This window comes from Geobacillus sp. GHH01, assembly GCF_000336445.1.
Classification (GTDB): Bacteria; Bacillota; Bacilli; order Bacillales; family Anoxybacillaceae; genus Geobacillus; species Geobacillus zalihae.
The window spans coordinates 819,954-839,685 of the sequence record NC_020210.1 but is presented as its reverse complement, the minus strand read 5'-3'; the positions used below and the strand labels follow the sequence as shown (position 1 = coordinate 839,685).

The following is a 19,732-nucleotide window of genomic DNA, read 5'->3' as shown; positions in this document are numbered from 1 at the left end:
CATCCTTTATGCCGTCGCCGTACGATGAAACACCTTCGCAAACTGCGTATACCGCTCCACTTGGCGGCGGTCGACGTCATAGCCGATGCCGAGAGCGTCCGGCACGCGGATCAAGCCGCCTTGCACCTCGACTTCCGGTGTGATAATATCCCGCTCCCAATAATGCGACGACGCGGCGGTGTCGCCGGGAAGCGCGAAGTTTTCCAACGTCGTGATCGCGATGTTGTGGGCGCGCCCGACCCCTGCTTCCAGCATCCCCCCGCACCAGACCGGAACGCCGCGCTCAGCGCAAAGATCGTGGATGCGCTTCGCCTCCCAAAGCCCGCCGACGCGCCCGATTTTGATGTTGATGATGCGGCAGCTGCCAAGGTCAAGCGCCTTGCGCGCATCGTCATAGGAACGAATGCTTTCGTCAAGACAAATCGGAGTATGCAGAAGCGGCTGCAGCCGGGCGTGATCGAGGAGATCGTCAGCGGCGAGCGGCTGCTCGATCATCAGCAGCCCGAATTCATCGAGCGCTTTCAACCGATCTGCATCGGCAAGCGTATACGCTGAATTGGCATCGGCCATAAGCGGCACGTCGGGAAACGCGCGCCGCACGTCGCGAATGACATCAACATCCCATCCCGGTTTGATCTTCACTTTGATCCGCCGGTACCCTTGCGCCACATACCGCTCAATCACCTGGAGCAGATCGGCAACCGTCGGCTGGATGCCGATGCTGACGCCGACTTCAATGTCCTTTTTCGTTCCTCCGAGAGCTTGAGAAAGCGGAACGCCGAGCCGCTTGGCGTACAAATCCCATACCGCCCCCTCAAGCGCCGCTTTCGCCATGTTGTTTTGGCGGATGGCGGCAAAGCGCTTTGACAGCTCCTCCGGGTGGTGAATCGGCTCAGCCAACGCAAGCGGCACAAGGAAATCCTCGAGCATATGCCAGTTCGTTTTCACCGTTTCCTCGCTGTACCACGGGGCGGAAAATGCGACCGATTCACCCCAGCCGGAAACGCCGTCGCGATCGACAACTTCCACTAAAATCAACTCTTTCCTTTGAAACGTGCCGAAGCTCGTCGTAAACGGCGCCTTCAACTCCATTTGCAAATGGCGCAATATGACGTACTCGATGTTGATCGTCATTCTTCTTCCCCTTTCTGCTGCCATCGTTCACTCCGCCGCTTCCATATGTAATAAAGCACTCCTTCCTCCAGGCAGCGCCAAGCGCCGGCGGCAATCCATCCTTCCGCAAGCAGCCGCTGAAACAAGGCGCGCGTCGCCAGCCGCCACTCAAGCGCCAGCGCGAAATCCTGCTCTTTCAGCTGCGGAAAGTCAAGCGGGATGGCTGTCAACAGCAACGGCGCCGCTGTTCCATCGATGTCTCTCGGCACCGGCTGCAACAGACCGTCAGCCCTTTGCCCTGCCTCGAGCACCGTCAACCTTCTGGCCTTGAGAAGATCTGCTTCAACCAAATTCCGTTCCCCAGTCACTCGCTCATCAAGCCGCCATTCGACGATGAAGCGGTCAGACGGCAGTTGACCGTTCAACGCGTCATTCATTTCGCCGTAGCAGTTTTCCACATACTCGACGCCAACAGCCCCAAGCTTCGCCAAGTTCAAATAGCCGTTGCGGCTTTGCAGCGGATCATACGTCCAGCGGATGACTCGGTAGCCGCGCCGCCGCGCTTCTTCCGCCTGCTTCCTTTTCAGACGGCAGCCGATTCCTCGGTCGCGAAAGGAAGCATCAATCCCCATCATATGGGAACAAAGATACACTTCCCCGTTTCGAAACCCAGGGAAGCTATACACAAAGCCGACGAGTTTCCCGTCCATATACGCGCCGATCACAATGCCGCCGTTTTTTGCCGCCGTCAACGTTTGATGGAGCGGAACCGGCGCTGTTTTCCAAATCTCCTCCTCAAGCTTGGCCATCTCTTTCAACTGTTCGATCGTCTCAAGGATTTGCAGCGACAGAGACACGCCCGTTCTCCCCCTGCAGCGCAAACGTCGCAAACGTATTGATGACCGTTCGCGCCAAAATTTCCACGCCGGAAAGCAAATCATCGCGCCGGAACGTCATGTTCGGATGATGGAGCCCTGGACGCAAGTCGCAGCCCAATCCGAGCATCGTTGTTTTCAGCTCCGGTTTTTTAAAGGAATAAAAATGGAAATCCTCTCCTCCCGATGTCACAACCGGCGGAACGCATTTTTCCGTCCCCAAAGTCGTGATAATCGCCTCCTCCATCAGCCGCACCGCATCTGAATCAGGATCAGCGGCGACGATGCGCGTCCGCTCAACAAGCTCAATATCAGCTCCGTAAATCGCAGCGACCCCGTTGATCACATGGCGCAGCCCCTCGACGAGCCGCTCCATCGCCTCGTTCGTTTGCGCCCGCAAATCAAGGGCAAATTCCGCGTAGTCCGGGATCGTGTTCGCATCTTTTTCACCGGCGTGAAACTTCGTCATTTTGATCGACGCCGGCACTTGCGGATCAATATGAATTTTGCCGAGCTCTTGCACAATGGCGCTGCCGACTTCAATGACATTGACGCCTAAATGCGGCCGCGCCGCGTGCGCCGCCACACCGCGGATCCGCCCTTCGATGCATTGCGCCGCCCCATGGATGATCGCCGGCGCCGCATATCCGCCTTTCACTTCTTGAATCGGCCGCAGGTGAACGCCGTATAAAAACGACACGCCGTCGACCGCTCCTTTTTCGATCAGCTTTAACGCCCCTGTTCCTTTCTCCTCGGCCGGCTGGAACAAAAACCGGAGCGTCCCCGGCGGCTCATAGCCGATGCGGCGAAGCAGCTTCGCCACCCCGAGCACGATCGTCATGTGGGCATCATGCCCGCACGCATGGTTCGGCTGCCAAACGCCGTTCACTTCTTGCCAAAGCGCATCCATATCGCTGCGCACCCCAACCGTAAACGGCCCGGCGCCGATTTCCGCCACCACACCCGGGCAATCGGCAAACGTCCGCACCCGATATCCTTCGCGCTCCAACTCTCGGCGGAGAAATTCAGTCGTTTGCCACTCTTCCCAGCTGATTTCTGGATGGCGGTGAAGGTGATCGAAAACCTCCCATAGCTCCGCTTTCATCTGCTCGATAATGTCTTTCATTCCGCTCTCCCCCGCTGTTTCAAAATCGATAGAAAAAACATCGTTATATTCATTATAATATTCAGACAAACAAATACAACGATAGGCAAATGATTGGAAAAAACAGACACGTGCCATTACGGGCGGCGCTTTACCAGCTGGTTGACGACCTCAGAAAAAATGAGCCCCATCGCAATCGCCCCGGAAATCATGAACGCTTTTGCCGCCAACGGAATCGCTGCATTGTAGTCGTTCATGACGACATGACGCATCGCTTCAAATGCCGTCCCACCTGGAACGAGCGGGAGAATGCCAGGAACAATAAAAATGGTTGCCGGCGCCCGATAGCGCCGAGCAAACGCATTGCTTAAAAAGGCGACGAAAAACGCGGCTATAAACGTCGCAATCACACTGTCTACGCTCGAACGTACAGCAAACGTATAGGCCACCCATCCGCTCATCCCGACAAATCCGCTATGCGGCAACAGCCGCGGCGGAACATTAAAAATCATGCCAAACAACGTTGACGCCACAAAGCTAAGCAGCAACTGCATAACAATCATGACCTGTGCTCCCTATCATCGAATAGATAAAACAAAGGCGATGCCAGTGCCGATCGCAAACGCCGTCAAAAACGCCTCGGCCCCGCGCGACAATCCGGCGATGAGATGGCCGGCCATTAAGTCACGCACCGCGTTCGTAATGGCCAGCCCCGGCACGAGCGGCAACACCGAGCCGATGATCATGTTCCCGACGTCCCCGCCAAATCCGGCCTGCACCATTAACAATACGAGCCCCCCGGCGACAAAAGAAGCAAAAAATTCCGCGAAAAACCGGATTTTCACAAACCGATGCACCATCTCAAAACACCAAAATGCCACCCCTCCGGAAAAAAGCGATGGGAAAAAGTGAACCATCCCTCCAATCAATGACGCAAAACAAGCACTCGCTAACGCTGCGGCGGCGGTTTGCTGCCAAAGAGGGTAACCCATCGGGGCGCGCCCGATATCCTCGAGCTCCTTTCGCGCCTTTTCAAGCGTCAATTCACCGCGGCTGATGCGCCGGGAAATATCGTTCACGACCGCCACTTTCGCTAAATCAGTCGAACGCTCGGAAATGCGGATCAATCTGGTTGAGTCTGTCCCTTCAATAGAAAAAATAATGGCCGTTGGTGTGACATAACCATGGGAGCGCGGCATGCCAAACGAAGCAGCGATGCGCGTCATTGTATCTTCCACCCGATACGTCTCTCCGCCGCTTTCAAGCATCAATTTTCCCGCTAATAAACAAACCTCAACAATATCATCCACCCGCTCCGTCATAACCGGTTTGCTCCTTTCGTTTTCGCTCGGCATGGCATTGGCCATCCCGTTTTCCCCTGCCGGGCGCTCATCGCAAAAACAAACTCCCACCAAACAAATTGGCAGGAGCCGCCTCGGATATCGTCTTTGTCAAACTTGTTTCCATTATAGCAAACAAGCGGTTGACTGCCAAACCGTGAAGGAACTCTCACCGTTTCCCTTTCTTTCCTATTTTTCTGTTTCTTTCGCCTGATTTTTCGCTCCCACAGTCGAAAAATAGCGCACCGGCGGAAGACGAGACAGCGGTTCAACAAAATGAACAAACGAACACCAGCACAAAAATAGAAACGAACTCGTCCCCCACGCAAGCGATCAAGATAGAAACAAAAGGGAATATGTACCATAAAACTGCTGCCAGCGCCAAAGCAAACGGTCAAAAACACCAAGCGGCGGTTGCTGTGAACAAACAAACAGAGTCTCGTGTCTCGGTTTCCCATTCACAACAACTGAAGCAGGCAGCTGCACCGCAAGTGAAAGCCGACCATCCGGCAGGCCAAGGGAAACAGAACAAGCAAGAAAACAATAGAAAATGAGTTCCGAATGACATACTCCCGCCACCTGCGTATTATGAGTTCTTCATTTAAGATGAGAAAGGGGCTGACCCAAAAGGCTGTCTGACTTCAAGATAGACACGAAATATAGTGCGGAAGAAGCGGTCAATGCCGTATATAGAGAGACGAAAGGGGGTGTCCTGATCCTTTTGGGACACCCTCTTGGCGTTTGGCCATGTGCAACGCCGCTCCCTTTTCCCTGTTTCTTCAGTTGCCCGTTTTGCTTTCGACCGCTTCTCTCCTTTACGCTCACGTCGAATGATGGCGGTTCTCCCGCTCCGAGATGATTTTCGAAATACGGACAAACCCCAACATACAGAGAATCGTGATCCCCCAACCAATGCCTTCGCGAATGACAATCGCACGGTCAAACGCTTCGACGTCGTAGCGAACGATCAAGTACGCCTTAATCGCCGCTAACAGCCCGTCGCGCAAAGCAAAACCAACAGTGATCCATTGAAAAAGTGAAAAGACATCACGTTCCAAAAACCGTCTTTTCATGACCGAGCGCGGAGCCCCCTGCATTTCCACAAAATCAAGAGAAAAATAAAGCAACAACGGGCGCTTGACAACGACCGTCACCAAAAAAAAGACAGACAAAACAATCGAGTACCAGACGTCATTCCATAACATCTGCAACGCAGAGCCAGCGAATATGTTCAACAGCGTACTAACGGCCAGATTAACAATCAAAAACGTGCCGAACCATTGCACTTTGCGAATACGCCAATAGCGATAAACGGTATAAACCGCTCCCGGCACGGTACAAATCAACATCGCCCCGTACTCCCCGACCGGGCTGCGCAATGCATGCCAGAGCATGATCGGAAACACCACATAGAATACGACATCAAACATGACCATCCGCTTCCCCACCACTTGTCTCCTCACTCCCCCTTTCTCTTTTCACATACGCCCTCATCATCCACCGAGTTCCGCGCCAATGACTCGCATCCTTTTAGCCTCAATCCAAGCCGACACCTCTCCCACCCCCGCTTCCTCTCCATCAGCGTGAACGGGGACAGGAGCGGCAGGGCGAATGTGCACGTTCCGCCCGGCAAACACGGAAACTTCTTTCATTCGCACATGCCCGCCCCAAAATACGGTTAAAAACAGCCCAAGAATTTTCCAACGCTGCATCGGCCCGACGACCGTCACATGAAGCAAGCCGTCATCACCCCGGGCGGACGGGGCGATGCGCATACCTCCGCCGTAGTACGGATGATTGGACACAGTCGCCATCCAAGCTTGCTGAAATGAATAGTTTCGCCCGTCAATGCAAATGTCAAGATCGACGGGTCGATAGCGGAATAGCTCTATCACTAAATAAAGCACGTAAATAAGCGAGCCAAGCCCAAAACGATTGAACCGCCCTTTCCATGCCGAACGGTTGGCCATGCGGGCGATATGGGCGTCAAAACCGCAGCCGACGCTGTTGGCAAACGCGCCGTCGGGCACGGCGCTGCTGGCAAAACGGCCGAGATCGAAAGACAAAACCCTGCCTAGCCGAACGTCACTCAACAGCCGTTGGAGTGCCTGTTTCGATGTTCGGGCAAGCCGGAAGCCGCGGACAAAGTCGTTTCCCGTTCCGGCCGGAATGCAGCCAATCGCAACGTGCGGAAACGAACCCGCTCCGTTCACCACTTCATGCACGGTCCCGTCGCCCCCGACCGCCGCGATCACCGTCGGCTCAGCGCTTTCCTCGCCAATTCGTCGGGCGATTTCCTTTCCTTCCCCCTTTCGGGTCGTCCAATATGCCTGGTAGGCGATTCCTTCCCGATCGAGCAGCGGTTGCAGCTGCTTCCAAATCGACACGGACCGGCCGTTTTTGGCGGCTGGATTGATCATGAAATAAAGGTTCATCCTCTCCCCCCATTCATAATCCCTTTTCTTACCTATTGGCGGTTTGTTTCATTTTTCCTCTCGGCGAAATAAGAAAAATCCGAACCCGCAAACCGGATTCGGATCCTCCGTCATTCCTCGCCAATAATTTTGACTTCTAATTCCAGATCGACCCCGAATTTTTCTTTCACTGTTTTGCGCACCATGTCGATCGTCGCGATGTAATCGGCAGCCGTCGCATTGTTTTTGTTAATAATGAATCCTGCATGCTTCGTCGACACTTCCGCACCGCCGAATCCTTTTCCCTGAAGGCCGCTGTCTTGAATGAGCTTGCCGGCGAAATAGCCCGGCGGCCGCTTAAACACGCTGCCGACCGACGGATACTCAAGCGGCTGTTTCGATTCGCGCTGAAATGTTAAATCATCCATTTTCGCCTTGATTTGTGCATAGTCGCCCGGCTGCAGGGAAAAGACGACTTCAAGCACAATATCATGCGTCCGGCTGATGATGCTTGTTCGATAACCGAGCTCCAGTTCCTCGTTTGTCAATGTTTTCAACTCGCCGGCGAGCGTCGCCACCTTGACATGGTCAAGCACATCTTTCACTTCCCCGCCGTACGCTCCGGCGTTCATCATAATCGCCCCGCCGACCGACCCCGGAATGCCGCAGGCGAACTCCAACCCGGTGAGATGTTGTTCGAGCGCGAACCGCGACACCGCTTTAATATCCGCCCCGCTTTGGGCGATCACGTTGTTTCCTTCACGCCAAATGCGGTTGAGATGCTTCAGCTGCATGACAATGCCGCGCAGCCCGCCGTCGCGGATGATGACGTTCGAACCGTTGCCGAGAAGGGTAAACGGCAGGCCGTACTCCTCTTTCAGCCGCAGCACCTCGATGACTTGCTCGTACGTTTCCGGCCAAACGAGAAAATCAGCCTTGCCGCCGATCCGCACTAATGTATGGTTTTTCATCGGCTCATCGCGCAGGACGTTTCTTTCCCCACAAATCTCTACGAGTCTTTGATAAATATGTTCCGCACGTTTCATCGTTCTGTCTCACCTTCTTCGCTCATTCCATGCCGCTTGGCGGCATTCATTCCACATCGTTTCCATTATCGCCGGAATCGCGCCGCATATCAAGTGGGCAATGTTCCTTATTCTGTTTTATTCCGGACCAGGAGAAAAGGTGACGTTCGAAGTGACATTGAACAGGCGAAACAGCTCGGCAGCCCGATCGACTTTTCCGCCGCCGCCAACGCCGCCCAGCAGTGCACGCTGCTCGAGGACGATTTGATTTTCAATGGTTCAACTGAATTTGGTTTGTCATTCAAATCGAACAAAAAGGGAAAACGTTCACCGTGCAGCCAGCCCCCGGCGTTTCGCTTCTTGACGCCGCCCTAGGACAAGGTGTTCTGCTCGATCACAAATGCAAAAAAGGAACGTGTGGCCGTTGCATGGTCACCGTTCTGGCCGGCGCTCACCTTCTCGCTCCGAAAACGCGGCGCGAGCGCGAAAAAACGGATCAACCAGCCAAACGGCTTGCCTGCCAAGCACAAATCCAATAAGCCGAGCGCTATTTTAGCACGATCGGCTTATTTTTTCCCATGCAACCGCTCCCACCTACTTTCTCTCATTGCCTGACTCTTTACGCCATGGTATGATGGTGAGAAATACAAAAAACGGAGGGGATGCCTATGAGAACGGTCACCTTAACCGACGTCTTTGCCCATCCGATTGCGCAAAAATATTTAAAACGATCCGGCCTCGCCCACGCCATCACCGCGGCGTACCATGCCTACCACCTTGCCCTCCGCCACGGAGTGAACGTCGACTTGGCGACAAAAGCGGCACTGCTTCATGATATCGGCCATTACACATGGTACAAAAACGGCCGTTGGGACTACGAACAATACCGGCAAAACGACATCCATGCCATCAAAGGGGCCGAGCGCGCCCATAAGCTGCTGATCCGCCTTGGCGAACATCCGCAAAACGCTAAGGAAATTGCCCTGGCGATTTTGCTTCATACCGATTCCTACCTTCCAGAAGGAGAATGGAAACGAACGCCGCTTCAAGCCATCGTCAAATGGGCCGACGAAGCCGACGAGGAGCCCGGCGGCCGCCACCATTATCGAACGATCAGCGACGACTTAGCGTGGAAAAAAATCCGCCAGCTCGACGAACTCGTCAGCCGTCAGCACGGAAAAGAGCGGCTCGGGGATATTGTTTGACCGCTTGCCTTGATGTCGCCATTCCCCTTGAACAGACGCGAAACATCGCCACGAACAATGTATGCTCTGAACGGAAACAGCTCACCCTTTCATCAGGTGGGCTGCTCGCGCGCCAGCGACACAGAACGATACACACCATCGAATGCCCTCTTATATCCTCATCGTCCACTCACGCTTTAAGACTGCTTGGCACCATCTGTCCCGCCAAAACGCCCGCTGCCGTTCTTCCCAAAAAACGGAAAGCCTTGGAGCACCGTCGCAACGCACCGTTTTCCTGCACTTACCGCTCTCTTCTTCGTAAATGTTCAATTTAACATCTTTCCGAAAGAAGTCTCCCACTTCGAAGCGAAGTGAAAGTGGGAGATGAATGTCGGTTGGCGTCAGCCAACGAATAGGATAGAATATGGCTAGAACGGACACCTTCGGAACGAAGGGAAGCGTAAAGGGTTCTTGTGTGTGGCTTACCGTTCGGCGAACACACACAAGTCGCTCGAAGCCCCCATCTCTAAGCGAAGCGTAGGTGGTGGGTAGTTCACAAGGACGTTTTTTCTCATTATACCAAGGTAAGGCGCCCAAGCCTACCGTCCGACAACAAGCCGCAACATCTCTTTTCCTTTTCTCTTCCCCATTGTATAATGCAGCGAGAATCCCTCCGTTAATCATGTTTTCCGGTAAAAAACCGCGTTGGACGATGCCCCAACGCGGTTTTCCTTACAGCTCATCAAACCCATTATCGACTTGTACTTTCGTATACTGGCGCGGTTTTTGCTCGAAGAAGTCTGATTTGCCGAGGTCGACTTCTTCATACGCTTTAATCCAGCGGAGCGGGTTCGTCCGGTAGCCGTCAAACGGGCGGTCAAATCCGAGCTGGTGGGCGCGGACGTTGGCGTAAAACTTAATGTACGCTTCCAAATCAGCCAAGTCGATGCCATCGATGTCATTCCCAATGATTTCCCGAGCCCATTCGATTTCCAGCTCTGCCGCTTTCATAAACGTGTTCCGGACGAAATCGACAAGCTCCGGCGTCCGATACTCTGGGTATTCGTTCAACACTTCCTTGAAAATTTTTGTAAACAAATCAACATGAATGTGCTCGTCACGGTTGATGTAATTGATCATCGTGCTCGTCGCCACCATTTTTTGCTGGCGCGCGAGGTTGTAGAAGAACGCAAACCCTGAGTAGAAAAACAGTCCTTCTAAAATGACGTCAAAAACGATCGAGCGCAACAAGTTTTCCACATTCGGCTCTTCGGCAAACGCCTTGTAGCCGTTCGTCACAAAATCGTTCCGCTTGCGCAGCGTCGGTTCGTTTCGCCAAAAGTCGAACACTTCATCTTGCTTTGCTTTCGGCACAAGGCTCGAGAGCACGTACGAATAGGAATGGTTGTGAATGACTTCCTGCTGGGCAAGCATGATCATCAAGGCATTGATGCTTGGATCGGTAATGTAATCCGCCACACGTCCCGCGTAATCGGTTTGAATGCTGTCAAGCAGCGCCAACAGGCCGATGATTTTCAAAAACGCCTCCTGTTCGCGGGCGGTCAGCTGCGGAAACTGCTTCACATCTTGGGCCATATTGATTTCAAACGGTGTCCAAAAGTTGGCGAGCATTCGCTTATATTTCGCATACGCCCATGGGTAGGCGATATCGTCCCAGTTCAACACATTCGAGCAGCGGCCGTTGATGATGCCCGTCGAACGGTTCGGCGCCTCTGGATCCATAATCGGCCGTTTGACTAAGCTGATTGTCATGATCCATTCCTCCCTTTCAGCTAAGCTTCGGCGTGAATCTTTCCCCGGAATCGGCAACGTCCGGGGGAAGACCGTCAGCTCGCGCAAGAATCGCACTCGTCGATCGTCCCCGATGTCGAACGCACGTAATACGTCGTTTTCAGCCCCGACTTCCACGCCGTCAAATGCAAATCGAGCAGCTCTTTTGCCTTAATCGTGTTCACGACGTAGAAGTTAAAGGAGATGGCTTGGTCGATATGGCGCTGGCGGGCGGCGTTTTGCTTGATGCTCCAGCGCTGGTCGATATGGTACGCCGATTTGTAATACCATGTCGTCTGTTCGTTTAAATCCGGCACCGTAACGGGAATCTTATAATCTTTCTTTTCCTCGGCGTACACTTTTAAGAAAATCGGGTCAATGCTCGCTGTACTGCCGGCGATGATCGACGTCGAGGCGTTCGGCGCCACCGCCATCACATAGCCGTTTCGCATCCCATAGCGGGCCACGTCTTGCTTCAGCCGATCCCAATCCAATTCACCGTGGCTTTCGTAGCCGCGCCGCTCAAAATAAGCGCCTGTCTGCCAATCCGATCCTGGAAACGCCGGGTAGCTCCCTTTCTCTTTGGCGAGCTCCATGCTCGCTTGAATCGCCAAATACGCGATCGTTTCATACAGCTCGTCGGCATAGCGGACCGCTTCGTCCGACTCCCAGCGAATGCCTTTTAACGCCAACAAATGATGCCAGCCAAAGGTTCCAAGCCCGACAGCGCGGTATTTTTGATTCGTCAGGCCGGCTTGCAGCACAGGGATATTGTTTAAATCAATGACATTATCGAGCATCCGCATTTGAATCGGGATCAGCCGCGCCAAAACGCCGTCGGTCACCGCCCGCGCCAAGTTGATCGACGATAAGTTGCAGACGACAAAATCGCCTGGGATTTTCTCAATGATGATCGTCCCATCTTTCACATATTGCCGCTTCGTCACTGTCGGGCTTTGGTTTTGCGCGATTTCCGTGCAAAGGTTGCTGCAGTAGATCATCCCGAGATGGCGATTCGGATTTTGCCGGTTCACTTCATCGCGGTAAAACATAAACGGCGTCCCCGACTCGAGCTGGCTGCGCATAATGCTTTTCATCACGTCGATCGCCGGCACTTTTTCTTTCGACAGTCTTGGTTCGTTGACACATTGCCAGTATTTCTCCCGAAAGCTGCCGCACCCTTTTTCCTCATCATAAAAATCTTCCAAGCTAAACCCCATCACCTTCCGCACTTCATGCGGATCAAACAAATACCAGTCGCCGCGCTGTTCGACTTGCTCCATGAACAAATCAGGGATGCAAACGCCGGTGAACAAATCATGCGTCCGCAGCCGTTCGTCACCGTTGTTGAGCCGCGCATCGAGAAACGCAAAAATGTCTTTATGCCATACATCCAAATAGACGGAAATGGCCCCTTTTCGCTGTCCTAACTGATCGACGCTCACCGCTGTATTGTTCAACTGCTTCATCCACGGGATGACGCCGGAGGAGACCCCTTTGAATCCTTTGATGTCGCTGCCGCGCGAACGGATTTTGCCTAAATAGACGCCGATGCCGCCGCCCGATTTCGACAAATTGGCGATGTCGGTGTTGCTGTCATAAATCCCTTGCAAGCTGTCATCGACCGTGTCGACAAAGCAGCTCGACAGCTGGCCGTATGACTTTCCGGCATTGGCAAGCGTCGGCGTCGCCACGGTCATGTATAAGTTGCTTAACGCCCAATACGCTTCCTTCACGAGCTCAAGGCGCCGCTTGGGTGGTTCATTCACCATTAGCGTCATGGCGATGACCAAAAACCGCTCCTGCGGCAATTCATACAGCCGCCGCTCATAATCGCGGGCCAAATACCGATCAGCGAGCGTGCGCAGCCCGATATACGTAAACAACAAGTCTTTGCCTGGATCAAGAAATGAGCCAGCCGTCTCGATCTCTTCTTTCGTATAACGCTCAAGCAATAGCGGGCTGTACACCCCTTGTTCTGTCAAAGAAACGATTAATGAATAAAAATCACCATATCGCTCGCGCGCATCGTACCCGCGCTGCCGCGCCGCCTCGCGGTACAGTTGCTGCAAATACAGCCGGGCGCACACAAATGTCCAGTCCGGCTCCTCCTCACTAATATACGACAGCCCTTCCAAAATGGCGGTTTGATACAGCTGCTCGAAGGTGACCATCTCTTTTCGGCTGAGAAGCTGCCATACACGTTCTTCATATTCCTCGAGCGACAAACGGACAAAGTCTGCCGCCGCCTGCTCCACCAACCTAGCAAACTCCTCGCGCGAAAATGATTTCTCTTTTCCTTGATCATCGACAACAATAGACTTCGTGGACACTGTCATTCGTTTCCCCTCTCCTCCATAAAAAAATCCGCTCGGGCAGGCGAGCGGATGAAACGACAGACGGAAAAAAGGCATACGAAACCCTTTTTCTTTTCCCCTATCGTTTCATCTTCTCACACCCCGAAGAACATGAAACGTTCCAAGCAAGGCAGGTCTCCTGACTCGTGCATCGTCCTACTTTGGGGCCTTCCCAGCGGCGCGCCGAATGGCTCTTGCCGCCAGTGGCCATCCCATTTCGTCCGCACATACAGTTGCGGGGGCAGTTCCGGATTCACACCGGATTCCCTATTAAGTCCTGATGGACACCATTGCTTGGCGCAACGATATATAGTTGTTTAAAAAAGAGAACAAAACAATATATAGTAGATGATCATCCTGATGGAACAAGCATATACCAAAACCGGGAGAATTGCAAGAGTGGGAGAAAGCAAATTTTCTCTTTCGCTTCGCCAAAGGCAAGGAAACTGTCCGCACCATCGAAAAAGGCGTTCTAGGTGTCGCCCTTAGAACGCCCTGTCGTTTCCCTGCTACGCCTCCAAAACAGACGCTGGCCGCTCCTCGTTTTGTACGGATTGAGCAAAATCGTACTTCTTTTCCACATAGACTTGATGCCAAACCATAAACGCCAAGACCGTCCACAGCTTGCGGCTATGATCCGCCTTGTGGCGGGCATGTTCATCCAGCAGCCGATAGAGCACGTCCTTATGGAACAGATGATCAGTTTCGCTTTCGTTGATGAGCTGTCTCGCCCAGTCATACATTTCGTTTTTCAGCCAGTGGCGAATCGGCACGGGAAACCCTAATTTTTTCCGGTTTAACACATGATCCGGTACGATGCCCTCGGCCGCTTTGCGCAAAATATATTTCGTCGTGCCGTTGGCTGTTTTCATGTCAGGGGCGATTTGCCTAGCAACCTCAAATACCTTTTTGTCTAAAAAGGGAACGCGCAGCTCAAGCGAATGGGCCATCGTCATTTTGTCCGCTTTGACTAAAATATCGCCCCTTAGCCATGTATGAAGATCAATATACTGCATCCGGTTGACGGGTGGGTAATGAAGCGTTTCGCGGTAAAAAGGAGCCGTCACCGCCGTATATTCGCGCCCCTCTTGGTACGTTTTGAGCAACGCCGCTTTTTCCTTTTCGCTATAGATTTTCGCATTGCCGACATACCGTTCTTCAAGCGGCGTCGTTCCGCGCTCCAAAAAGCTTTTTCCTTTCATTCCGTCCGGAAGCATCTTCGCGATCACCCGCAACACCGCTTTTACGATGTTTGGCATGCGCGCAAACAGCCGCAACGACTCTGGTTCGCGGTAAATGTTGTAGCCGCCAAACAGCTCGTCCGCCCCCTCGCCGGAAAGCACAACCGTGACATGCTTTCTCGCCTCACGAGCGACAAAATACAGCGGCACAGCCGCAGGATCGGCAAGCGGATCGTCCATATGCCACATAATTTTCGGCAGCTCTTCCATATACTCCTGCGGTGAGATGACATAGCTAATGTTGTCTACCCCAAGCTTCTCTGCGGTTTCTTTTGCGACATCGATTTCACTGAACCCTTCCCGCTCAAACCCGACGGAAAATGTCTTCAGGTGCGGATGGAATTGTTTCGCGATGGCGACGATGAACGATGAATCAATGCCTCCCGACAAAAACGCACCGACCGGCACATCGCTGCGCATATGGACGTTGACCGAATCAAACAGCGCATCGCGGATTTGCTTGACAAGCTCCTCTTCCGATTGGCGAATGGGCTCGAAGGATGCCTTCCAATAACGATGAATGGTGAGCGGTTTTCCGACTTTTTTCTTGAGATAATGCCCCGGCTCCAGCTTGTAAATGCCGGCCGACATCGTCAGCGGCTCAGGGACATATTGGAATGTTAAATAATGCTGCAGGGAATCACCGTTTGGCGATTCCTGTCTGAGGGCCAGCAAGATGCTTTTCTTTTCCGAAGCGAAAAATGTGCGATCTCCTTGCTCCGCATAAAAAAACGGCTTAATGCCGAACGGATCCCGCGCCGCAAACACCGTTTTCTCTTGCTTGTCCCAAATGACAAACGCAAACATCCCGCGCAGCTTTTCGACCGCTTTTTCTTTTTCCGCGCTGTAAAGGGCAACAATCACCTCGGTATCCGAATGCGTCGCAAACGAATATCCTTTCGCCGCCAGCTCTTCCCGCAATTCAAGATAGTTGTAAATTTCCCCGTTAAAAATGATCCAATATCGATCGTTTTCATAAGACAGCGGCTGATGTCCCGCCTCCAGATCGATGATGCTCAAACGCCGAAAACCAAAACTCACGTAGTCATCAAAAAAATACCCCTCATCGTCGGGGCCGCGATGGGTAATCAGGCGGTTCATCTCCACCAACGTTGTTTTCCATGTTTGCTCAATCGCTCTTGGGCGATCATGAATACAGCCAATAAAACCGCACATGGCGATGATTGTCCCCCCACTTTGCTAAGAAGAATCCAAAAACAACACCAAAAACCTTTTTGTTTAAAACTAAAATGATTTATACAAAGACACTTTCATTCTATCGTACACAACATCAAGTTTCAAAAACAATCTGTTTCCATTTTTTCAGGAAAACTGCTTGCAAGATTTTCAGTTTCTCATAATATTAACGATAAAATATGGAGAAAGTGTGAATTTCACCATTTTTGCACATAGATCTGTTACGATAAAAACACACACGTGTTATAAAGGAGTTGAGAATGGCTTGTTAGCGTTTATCCTTTTTTTGACTTTTCTCATCGTTTCCCTTTGTTTTGTTCTCTTGAGAAGACCTCTAAACGGGAGGATGGATCAACTGTCGCTCGGATTGTATATTTCCTGTTTCTTGCTATTGGCCGCCTCATTATCCTATTATGCAGGTTCGGCCCAGACAGGCGATGCCATCAAAGCCTTCATACAGAACAGAAACAGCAGGGAAACCAATCCGTCCCCCAGCAATCAAGCAAAGGAGGCGAATCGATCAGTTGCCTCTTCAAAGAAACAAGCGCTAAGGACATCCGTCCTGATTGACGCCCCCCTTTTGTCTCAGCTTCCGGAACTGCCGAGGGGATGCGAAGTAACCAGCTTGGCCATGCTCTTGAATCATGCCGGCATTCGCGTCGATAAGATGACGTTGGCGAAACAAATCAAGAAAAATCCTACTCCGTATCAAGTGCGAAATGGCCAAGTGTTTTACGGCCACCCAAATGAAGGGTTTGTCGGCGATATGTATACGTTATCGAAGCCTGGATACGGCGTGTACCATAAGCCGATCAAGCAGTTGGCTGAGCGGTACTTGCCTAACCAAATCATCGACTTAACAGGGCAATCGTTTGAGAACATCTATACATACTTGGCCAAAGGCACACCGGTTTGGGTGATCACCAACACCACCTTTCGTCCTCTTCCTCCCTCTGCCTTTCGGGAATGGCAAACCCCGCAAGGCCCGATCAAAATCACGTACCGGGAACACGCGGTGCTCATTACGGGATACGATGAGCAGTACATTTATTTCAATGATCCATTGACCGCTGTCAAAAACCAAAAAGCGCCGAAACAAGACTTTATCGACGCTTGGGTTCAAATGGGACGGCAGGCGATTACCTACCACCGTTAGACATCGGTGAATCCGAATCGCTTGCCTTTTTTTACATTTCAGTTGAACGATTTTCTCCATACATTTTGCACATCTATTTTTTATCATATCATTGCATCTCCCACTACAAGCTTAAGGAGGGAAAACGACATGAAAAAATGGCTGCTTGGCGCCATTTTCGCAGGAGTAGCAGCGATTGGCGCAGCTTGCTCAAATCCATCTTCCATGCAGGGACACGACATGTCCGGCATGAATATGGAAAAAGAAAATACTTCCGCTGAAACGAGCAAGCAGCAATTGCCTTTAGCAACCAATACAGAAGTATTATCCGGGAAAGAAATTCACCTTACTGCGAAGGAAGCGTTATTACCCATTAATGGTCAAATCAAACTCCCGGTATACACGTATAATGGATCCGTGCCTGGTGCACAAATCCGCGTGAAGCAAGGAGACAAAGTAAAAATCGTAGTAAAAAATGAATTGCCGGAACCGACAACGATTCACTGGCACGGCTACCCTGTTCCAAATAACCAAGATGGAGTACCGGGTGTCACGATGGACGCCATTAAACCGGGTGAAACGTTTACGTATGAATTTACAGCAACCGTGCCGGGAACGTATTGGTATCATTCCCATCAAAAAAGCGCCGAGCAAGTGGACAAGGGATTATACGGTACATTAATCGTAGAACCGAAAAATGAAGAAAAAGTCGATCGAGATTACACGCTTGTATTAGATGAATGGATGAGCGACCCGGACGCCGAAAGCCATATGGACATGAATATGAGCGGCATGGATCATAGTAATATGAATAATGGAAATAGCTCTGATAATCAACAAATGGATATGAACAGCATGGGACATAATATGAATATGTACGATATTTTCACGATTAACGGAAAAAGCGGGGCTGCTGTCCAACCGTTAAAAGTGAAAAAAGGCGAAAAAGTGCGGCTTCGTCTGATCAATGCAGGGTACATGTCCCACAAGCTTCATTTGCATGGACATGAGTTTAAAATTGTCGCAACGGACGGCCAACCGTTAAAGAACCCGCAACCAATCAAAGATGAACTGTTGAATATCGCTCCGGGTGAGCGCTACGACATTGAGTTTATCGCCAATAACCCGGGTGAATGGCTGCTGGAATGCCACGGCAATATGAAAGGCACCGATGGCATGAAAGTGAAAATTCAATACGAAGGACAAGCAAACAATACGGACAAAGCAAATGCAAAAGAAAACCTCCCTGTCGCGGATATGACAACATATGGAAAATATGAAACAGGTCCATTTACGTTAGACCAAAAATATGATGTAGAGTATACAATGGATTTAGGAACGGCCATGGGCAAAAATGGCATGATTTTCACGATTAATGGGAAAACGTATCCTGACACAGCGCCTATTCATGTGAAGACAGGAGATTTCGTAAAAGTAAAAATCGTGAACAACTCGCCGATGGATGTACATCCGATGCATTTACACGGCCATTTCTTCCAAGTGTTAAGCAAAAACGGCAAGCCGGTCACAGGCTCTCCATTGATAAAGGATTCCTTAAATGTAAACCCTGGTGAAGAATATGTCGTCGCGTTTAAAGCGGATAATCCGGGAAATTGGATGTTCCATTGCCATGACTTGCACCATGCTTCAGCGGGAATGGTGACAGAAGTCAAATATACCGACTACAAATCGGACTATACTCCAGATCCGAATGACACAACCAATAAAGGTGAATAAAAAAGCTGAAGGGGCTGACCCAAAACACAAATGCGTTTTGGGTCAGCCCCTCTTTTCTTATTAGCATATATAGGTATAAAACAATCACCAAAAAACAATATGTTATATTTTGTTTAAGAAAAATCACTCCCTTAGGCCAACCCCTTTTTTGAATAACGAGCTATCCCCAAACAGCGCATACGGTTTGAATTGAAGTCTAACTTTCATTTAGCAATCGTTCAACGTGCTGTTTTAATACAGGAATCTTATTTCGAACGACATCCTACACAATTCGATAATTAATGGAGAAATAACTGTGGATCAGCATATCCCTCATGCCAGCCATCTTTCTCCATTCGATATATGGGGATGCTTGCCTAATTTCGTCTGGAATGTTTTTGGCTGCTTCTCCAATCACTAATATGTTTTTAATGACTGCGTCTGATACTAAATCATTATCTAAAAAGTCATCATAAGAAAGCCCTTGGGTGTACTTCTCAATTTTCTCTGCAGCAGCCAAAATATCTTGCAAAAAGACGCTAGGATCCCTCTGCATACTTAACACTCCTTAAAATAGTTGGCTTTAATCCTGGTTTGATATCATCTACAATCACTAAATCCACTGGTTTTTGAAAATGATCTTCCAAACTCAGTTTCAACTCCATATAATGATCAAACGTCACCGCATTATCCATAAATTCCACCAACACATCAATGTCACTTGATTCCCTTTGTTCCCCCCCGACTGTACGAGCCAAATAACCCGATTCGCTTCACACCATACTTTTTCTTCCACAAATCTAAACATTTCGATATTTCATTAAGGATGTCTTGTTGTGATAGCAAATAACCCCCCTTTTTCCGCGCCTGTTACTTTCATTATAACATCTCGCTTTCTCGATATTCTTCAAGAAGAGAAAAAACTTTCCCCAGCCGAGAACTCGTTTAGGCAATGACAATGTCCCGTTACGCTCTGGATAAAAAAGTGCCCCGTCATCACTTCGGGGCACCTTCCGTATGTTATTTCACATCATATCCTTGCTCTTCAATCGCTTCTTTCAGTTTTTCTACGCTGACCTTTGTTTCATCATACTCCACATCGACAGTTCCTTCTTGCAAATGCACTTCTACACGGCTGACGCCATCCAACGCTTGAAGGGCATTGGTCACCGCCGCTTTGCAATGTCCGCATGTCATTCCTTGTACTTGTAATGTAATGGTCATCGTCCATTCCTCCTT

General features: G+C 50.9%; 18 protein-coding genes, 1 pseudogene and 1 riboswitch. Of the genes and pseudogenes, 5 read left to right on the top strand and 14 right to left on the bottom strand.

Annotated features, from left to right (window positions below; genetic code table 11):
- Positions 1 to 6 precede the first annotated feature (6 nt).
- The 8 genes from menC to murB form a co-directional block, all read right to left on the bottom strand.
- Positions 7 to 1,134, bottom strand: coding sequence for an o-succinylbenzoate synthase (gene menC, locus GHH_RS04295; protein WP_015374231.1), 1,128 nt, complete (start codon positions 1,132 to 1,134; stop codon positions 7 to 9).
- On the bottom strand, positions 1,131 to 1,970 hold the full coding sequence (locus GHH_RS04290) for a GNAT family N-acetyltransferase (RefSeq protein WP_015374230.1): 840 nt from the start codon (positions 1,968 to 1,970) through the stop codon (positions 1,131 to 1,133). The genes menC and GHH_RS04290 overlap by 4 nt, the downstream gene beginning before the upstream one ends.
- Complete coding sequence (locus tag GHH_RS04285; protein WP_015374229.1) at positions 1,945 to 3,114, bottom strand: M20 peptidase aminoacylase family protein; 1,170 nt, start codon at positions 3,112 to 3,114, stop codon at positions 1,945 to 1,947. Before GHH_RS04285 ends, GHH_RS04290 begins: the two co-directional genes overlap by 26 nt.
- Positions 3,115 to 3,230: 116 nt before the next feature.
- Complete coding sequence (locus tag GHH_RS04280) at positions 3,231 to 3,656, bottom strand: threonine/serine exporter family protein (protein WP_015374228.1); 426 nt, start codon at positions 3,654 to 3,656, stop codon at positions 3,231 to 3,233.
- Between the two features lie 15 nt (positions 3,657 to 3,671).
- Positions 3,672 to 4,415 (bottom strand): threonine/serine exporter family protein, encoded by a 744-nt coding sequence (locus tag GHH_RS04275; protein ID WP_015374227.1) that lies wholly within the window; start codon positions 4,413 to 4,415, stop codon positions 3,672 to 3,674.
- Between the two features lie 839 nt (positions 4,416 to 5,254).
- Positions 5,255 to 5,881 (bottom strand): VC0807 family protein, encoded by a 627-nt coding sequence (locus GHH_RS04265; RefSeq protein WP_015374226.1) that lies wholly within the window; start codon positions 5,879 to 5,881, stop codon positions 5,255 to 5,257.
- Between the two features lie 45 nt (positions 5,882 to 5,926).
- Complete coding sequence (locus GHH_RS04260; protein ID WP_015374225.1) at positions 5,927 to 6,868, bottom strand: diacylglycerol kinase family protein; 942 nt, start codon at positions 6,866 to 6,868, stop codon at positions 5,927 to 5,929.
- 110 nt (positions 6,869 to 6,978) lie between these two features.
- Entirely contained in the window at positions 6,979 to 7,893 is a 915-nt protein-coding gene (gene murB / locus GHH_RS04255; protein WP_015374224.1) for a UDP-N-acetylmuramate dehydrogenase, read from the bottom strand.
- Between the two features lie 153 nt (positions 7,894 to 8,046).
- Between murB and GHH_RS18760 the strand changes: the two are divergent.
- The 3 genes and pseudogenes from GHH_RS18760 to GHH_RS04245 form a co-directional block, all read left to right on the top strand.
- Positions 8,047 to 8,196 (top strand): annotated as a pseudogene (locus GHH_RS18760) (encapsulin); the annotation flags it as partial.
- 8 nt (positions 8,197 to 8,204) lie between these two features.
- Complete coding sequence (locus GHH_RS18755) at positions 8,205 to 8,411, top strand: 2Fe-2S iron-sulfur cluster-binding protein (RefSeq protein ID WP_020754493.1); 207 nt, start codon at positions 8,205 to 8,207, stop codon at positions 8,409 to 8,411.
- Positions 8,412 to 8,540: 129 nt separating this feature from the next.
- Positions 8,541 to 9,077, top strand: a complete 537-nt coding sequence (locus GHH_RS04245; protein WP_013146000.1) for an HD domain-containing protein — start codon at positions 8,541 to 8,543, stop codon at positions 9,075 to 9,077.
- 711 nt (positions 9,078 to 9,788) lie between these two features.
- Here the strand turns inward: GHH_RS04245 and GHH_RS04240 are convergent.
- The 3 genes from GHH_RS04240 to asnB form a co-directional block, all read right to left on the bottom strand.
- The gene (locus tag GHH_RS04240) at positions 9,789 to 10,829 is read right to left on the bottom strand and encodes a ribonucleotide-diphosphate reductase subunit beta (protein WP_015374223.1); all 1,041 of its coding nucleotides are present in this window, start codon (positions 10,827 to 10,829) and stop codon (positions 9,789 to 9,791) included.
- 74 nt (positions 10,830 to 10,903) lie between these two features.
- Positions 10,904 to 13,261 carry a ribonucleoside-diphosphate reductase subunit alpha gene (locus GHH_RS04235; protein WP_081601517.1) on the bottom strand — a complete coding sequence of 786 codons (2,358 nt, stop codon included), beginning with the start codon at positions 13,259 to 13,261 and terminating at the stop codon, positions 10,904 to 10,906.
- Positions 13,262 to 13,315: 54 nt separating this feature from the next.
- Positions 13,316 to 13,511: riboswitch (cobalamin riboswitch) on the bottom strand.
- 202 nt (positions 13,512 to 13,713) lie between these two features.
- Positions 13,714 to 15,621, bottom strand: coding sequence for an asparagine synthase (glutamine-hydrolyzing) (asnB, locus tag GHH_RS04230; RefSeq protein ID WP_041470420.1), 1,908 nt, complete (start codon positions 15,619 to 15,621; stop codon positions 13,714 to 13,716).
- 286 nt (positions 15,622 to 15,907) lie between these two features.
- On the opposite strand from asnB, the gene GHH_RS04225 reads away from it, so the two are divergent.
- Complete coding sequence (locus tag GHH_RS04225; protein ID WP_015374220.1) at positions 15,908 to 16,798, top strand: C39 family peptidase; 891 nt, start codon at positions 15,908 to 15,910, stop codon at positions 16,796 to 16,798.
- A gap of 129 nt (positions 16,799 to 16,927) precedes the next feature.
- Positions 16,928 to 18,514 carry a multicopper oxidase family protein gene (locus tag GHH_RS04220; RefSeq protein WP_015374219.1) on the top strand — a complete coding sequence of 529 codons (1,587 nt, stop codon included), beginning with the start codon at positions 16,928 to 16,930 and terminating at the stop codon, positions 18,512 to 18,514.
- A 262-nt stretch (positions 18,515 to 18,776) separates the two neighbouring features.
- On the opposite strand, the gene GHH_RS04215 is transcribed toward GHH_RS04220, so the two are convergent.
- The 3 genes from GHH_RS04215 to copZ form a co-directional block, all read right to left on the bottom strand.
- Entirely contained in the window at positions 18,777 to 19,049 is a 273-nt protein-coding gene (locus GHH_RS04215) for a DUF86 domain-containing protein (protein ID WP_014195232.1), read from the bottom strand.
- Positions 19,033 to 19,188, bottom strand: a complete 156-nt coding sequence (locus tag GHH_RS19395; RefSeq protein WP_015374218.1) for a putative DNA polymerase beta domain protein region — start codon at positions 19,186 to 19,188, stop codon at positions 19,033 to 19,035. The genes GHH_RS04215 and GHH_RS19395 overlap by 17 nt, the downstream gene beginning before the upstream one ends.
- A gap of 325 nt (positions 19,189 to 19,513) precedes the next feature.
- Positions 19,514 to 19,717: a copper chaperone CopZ gene (gene copZ / locus GHH_RS04210; RefSeq protein WP_011230404.1), complete on the bottom strand. Its 204-nt coding sequence runs from the start codon at positions 19,715 to 19,717 to the stop codon at positions 19,514 to 19,516.
- Positions 19,718 to 19,732 lie beyond the last annotated feature (15 nt).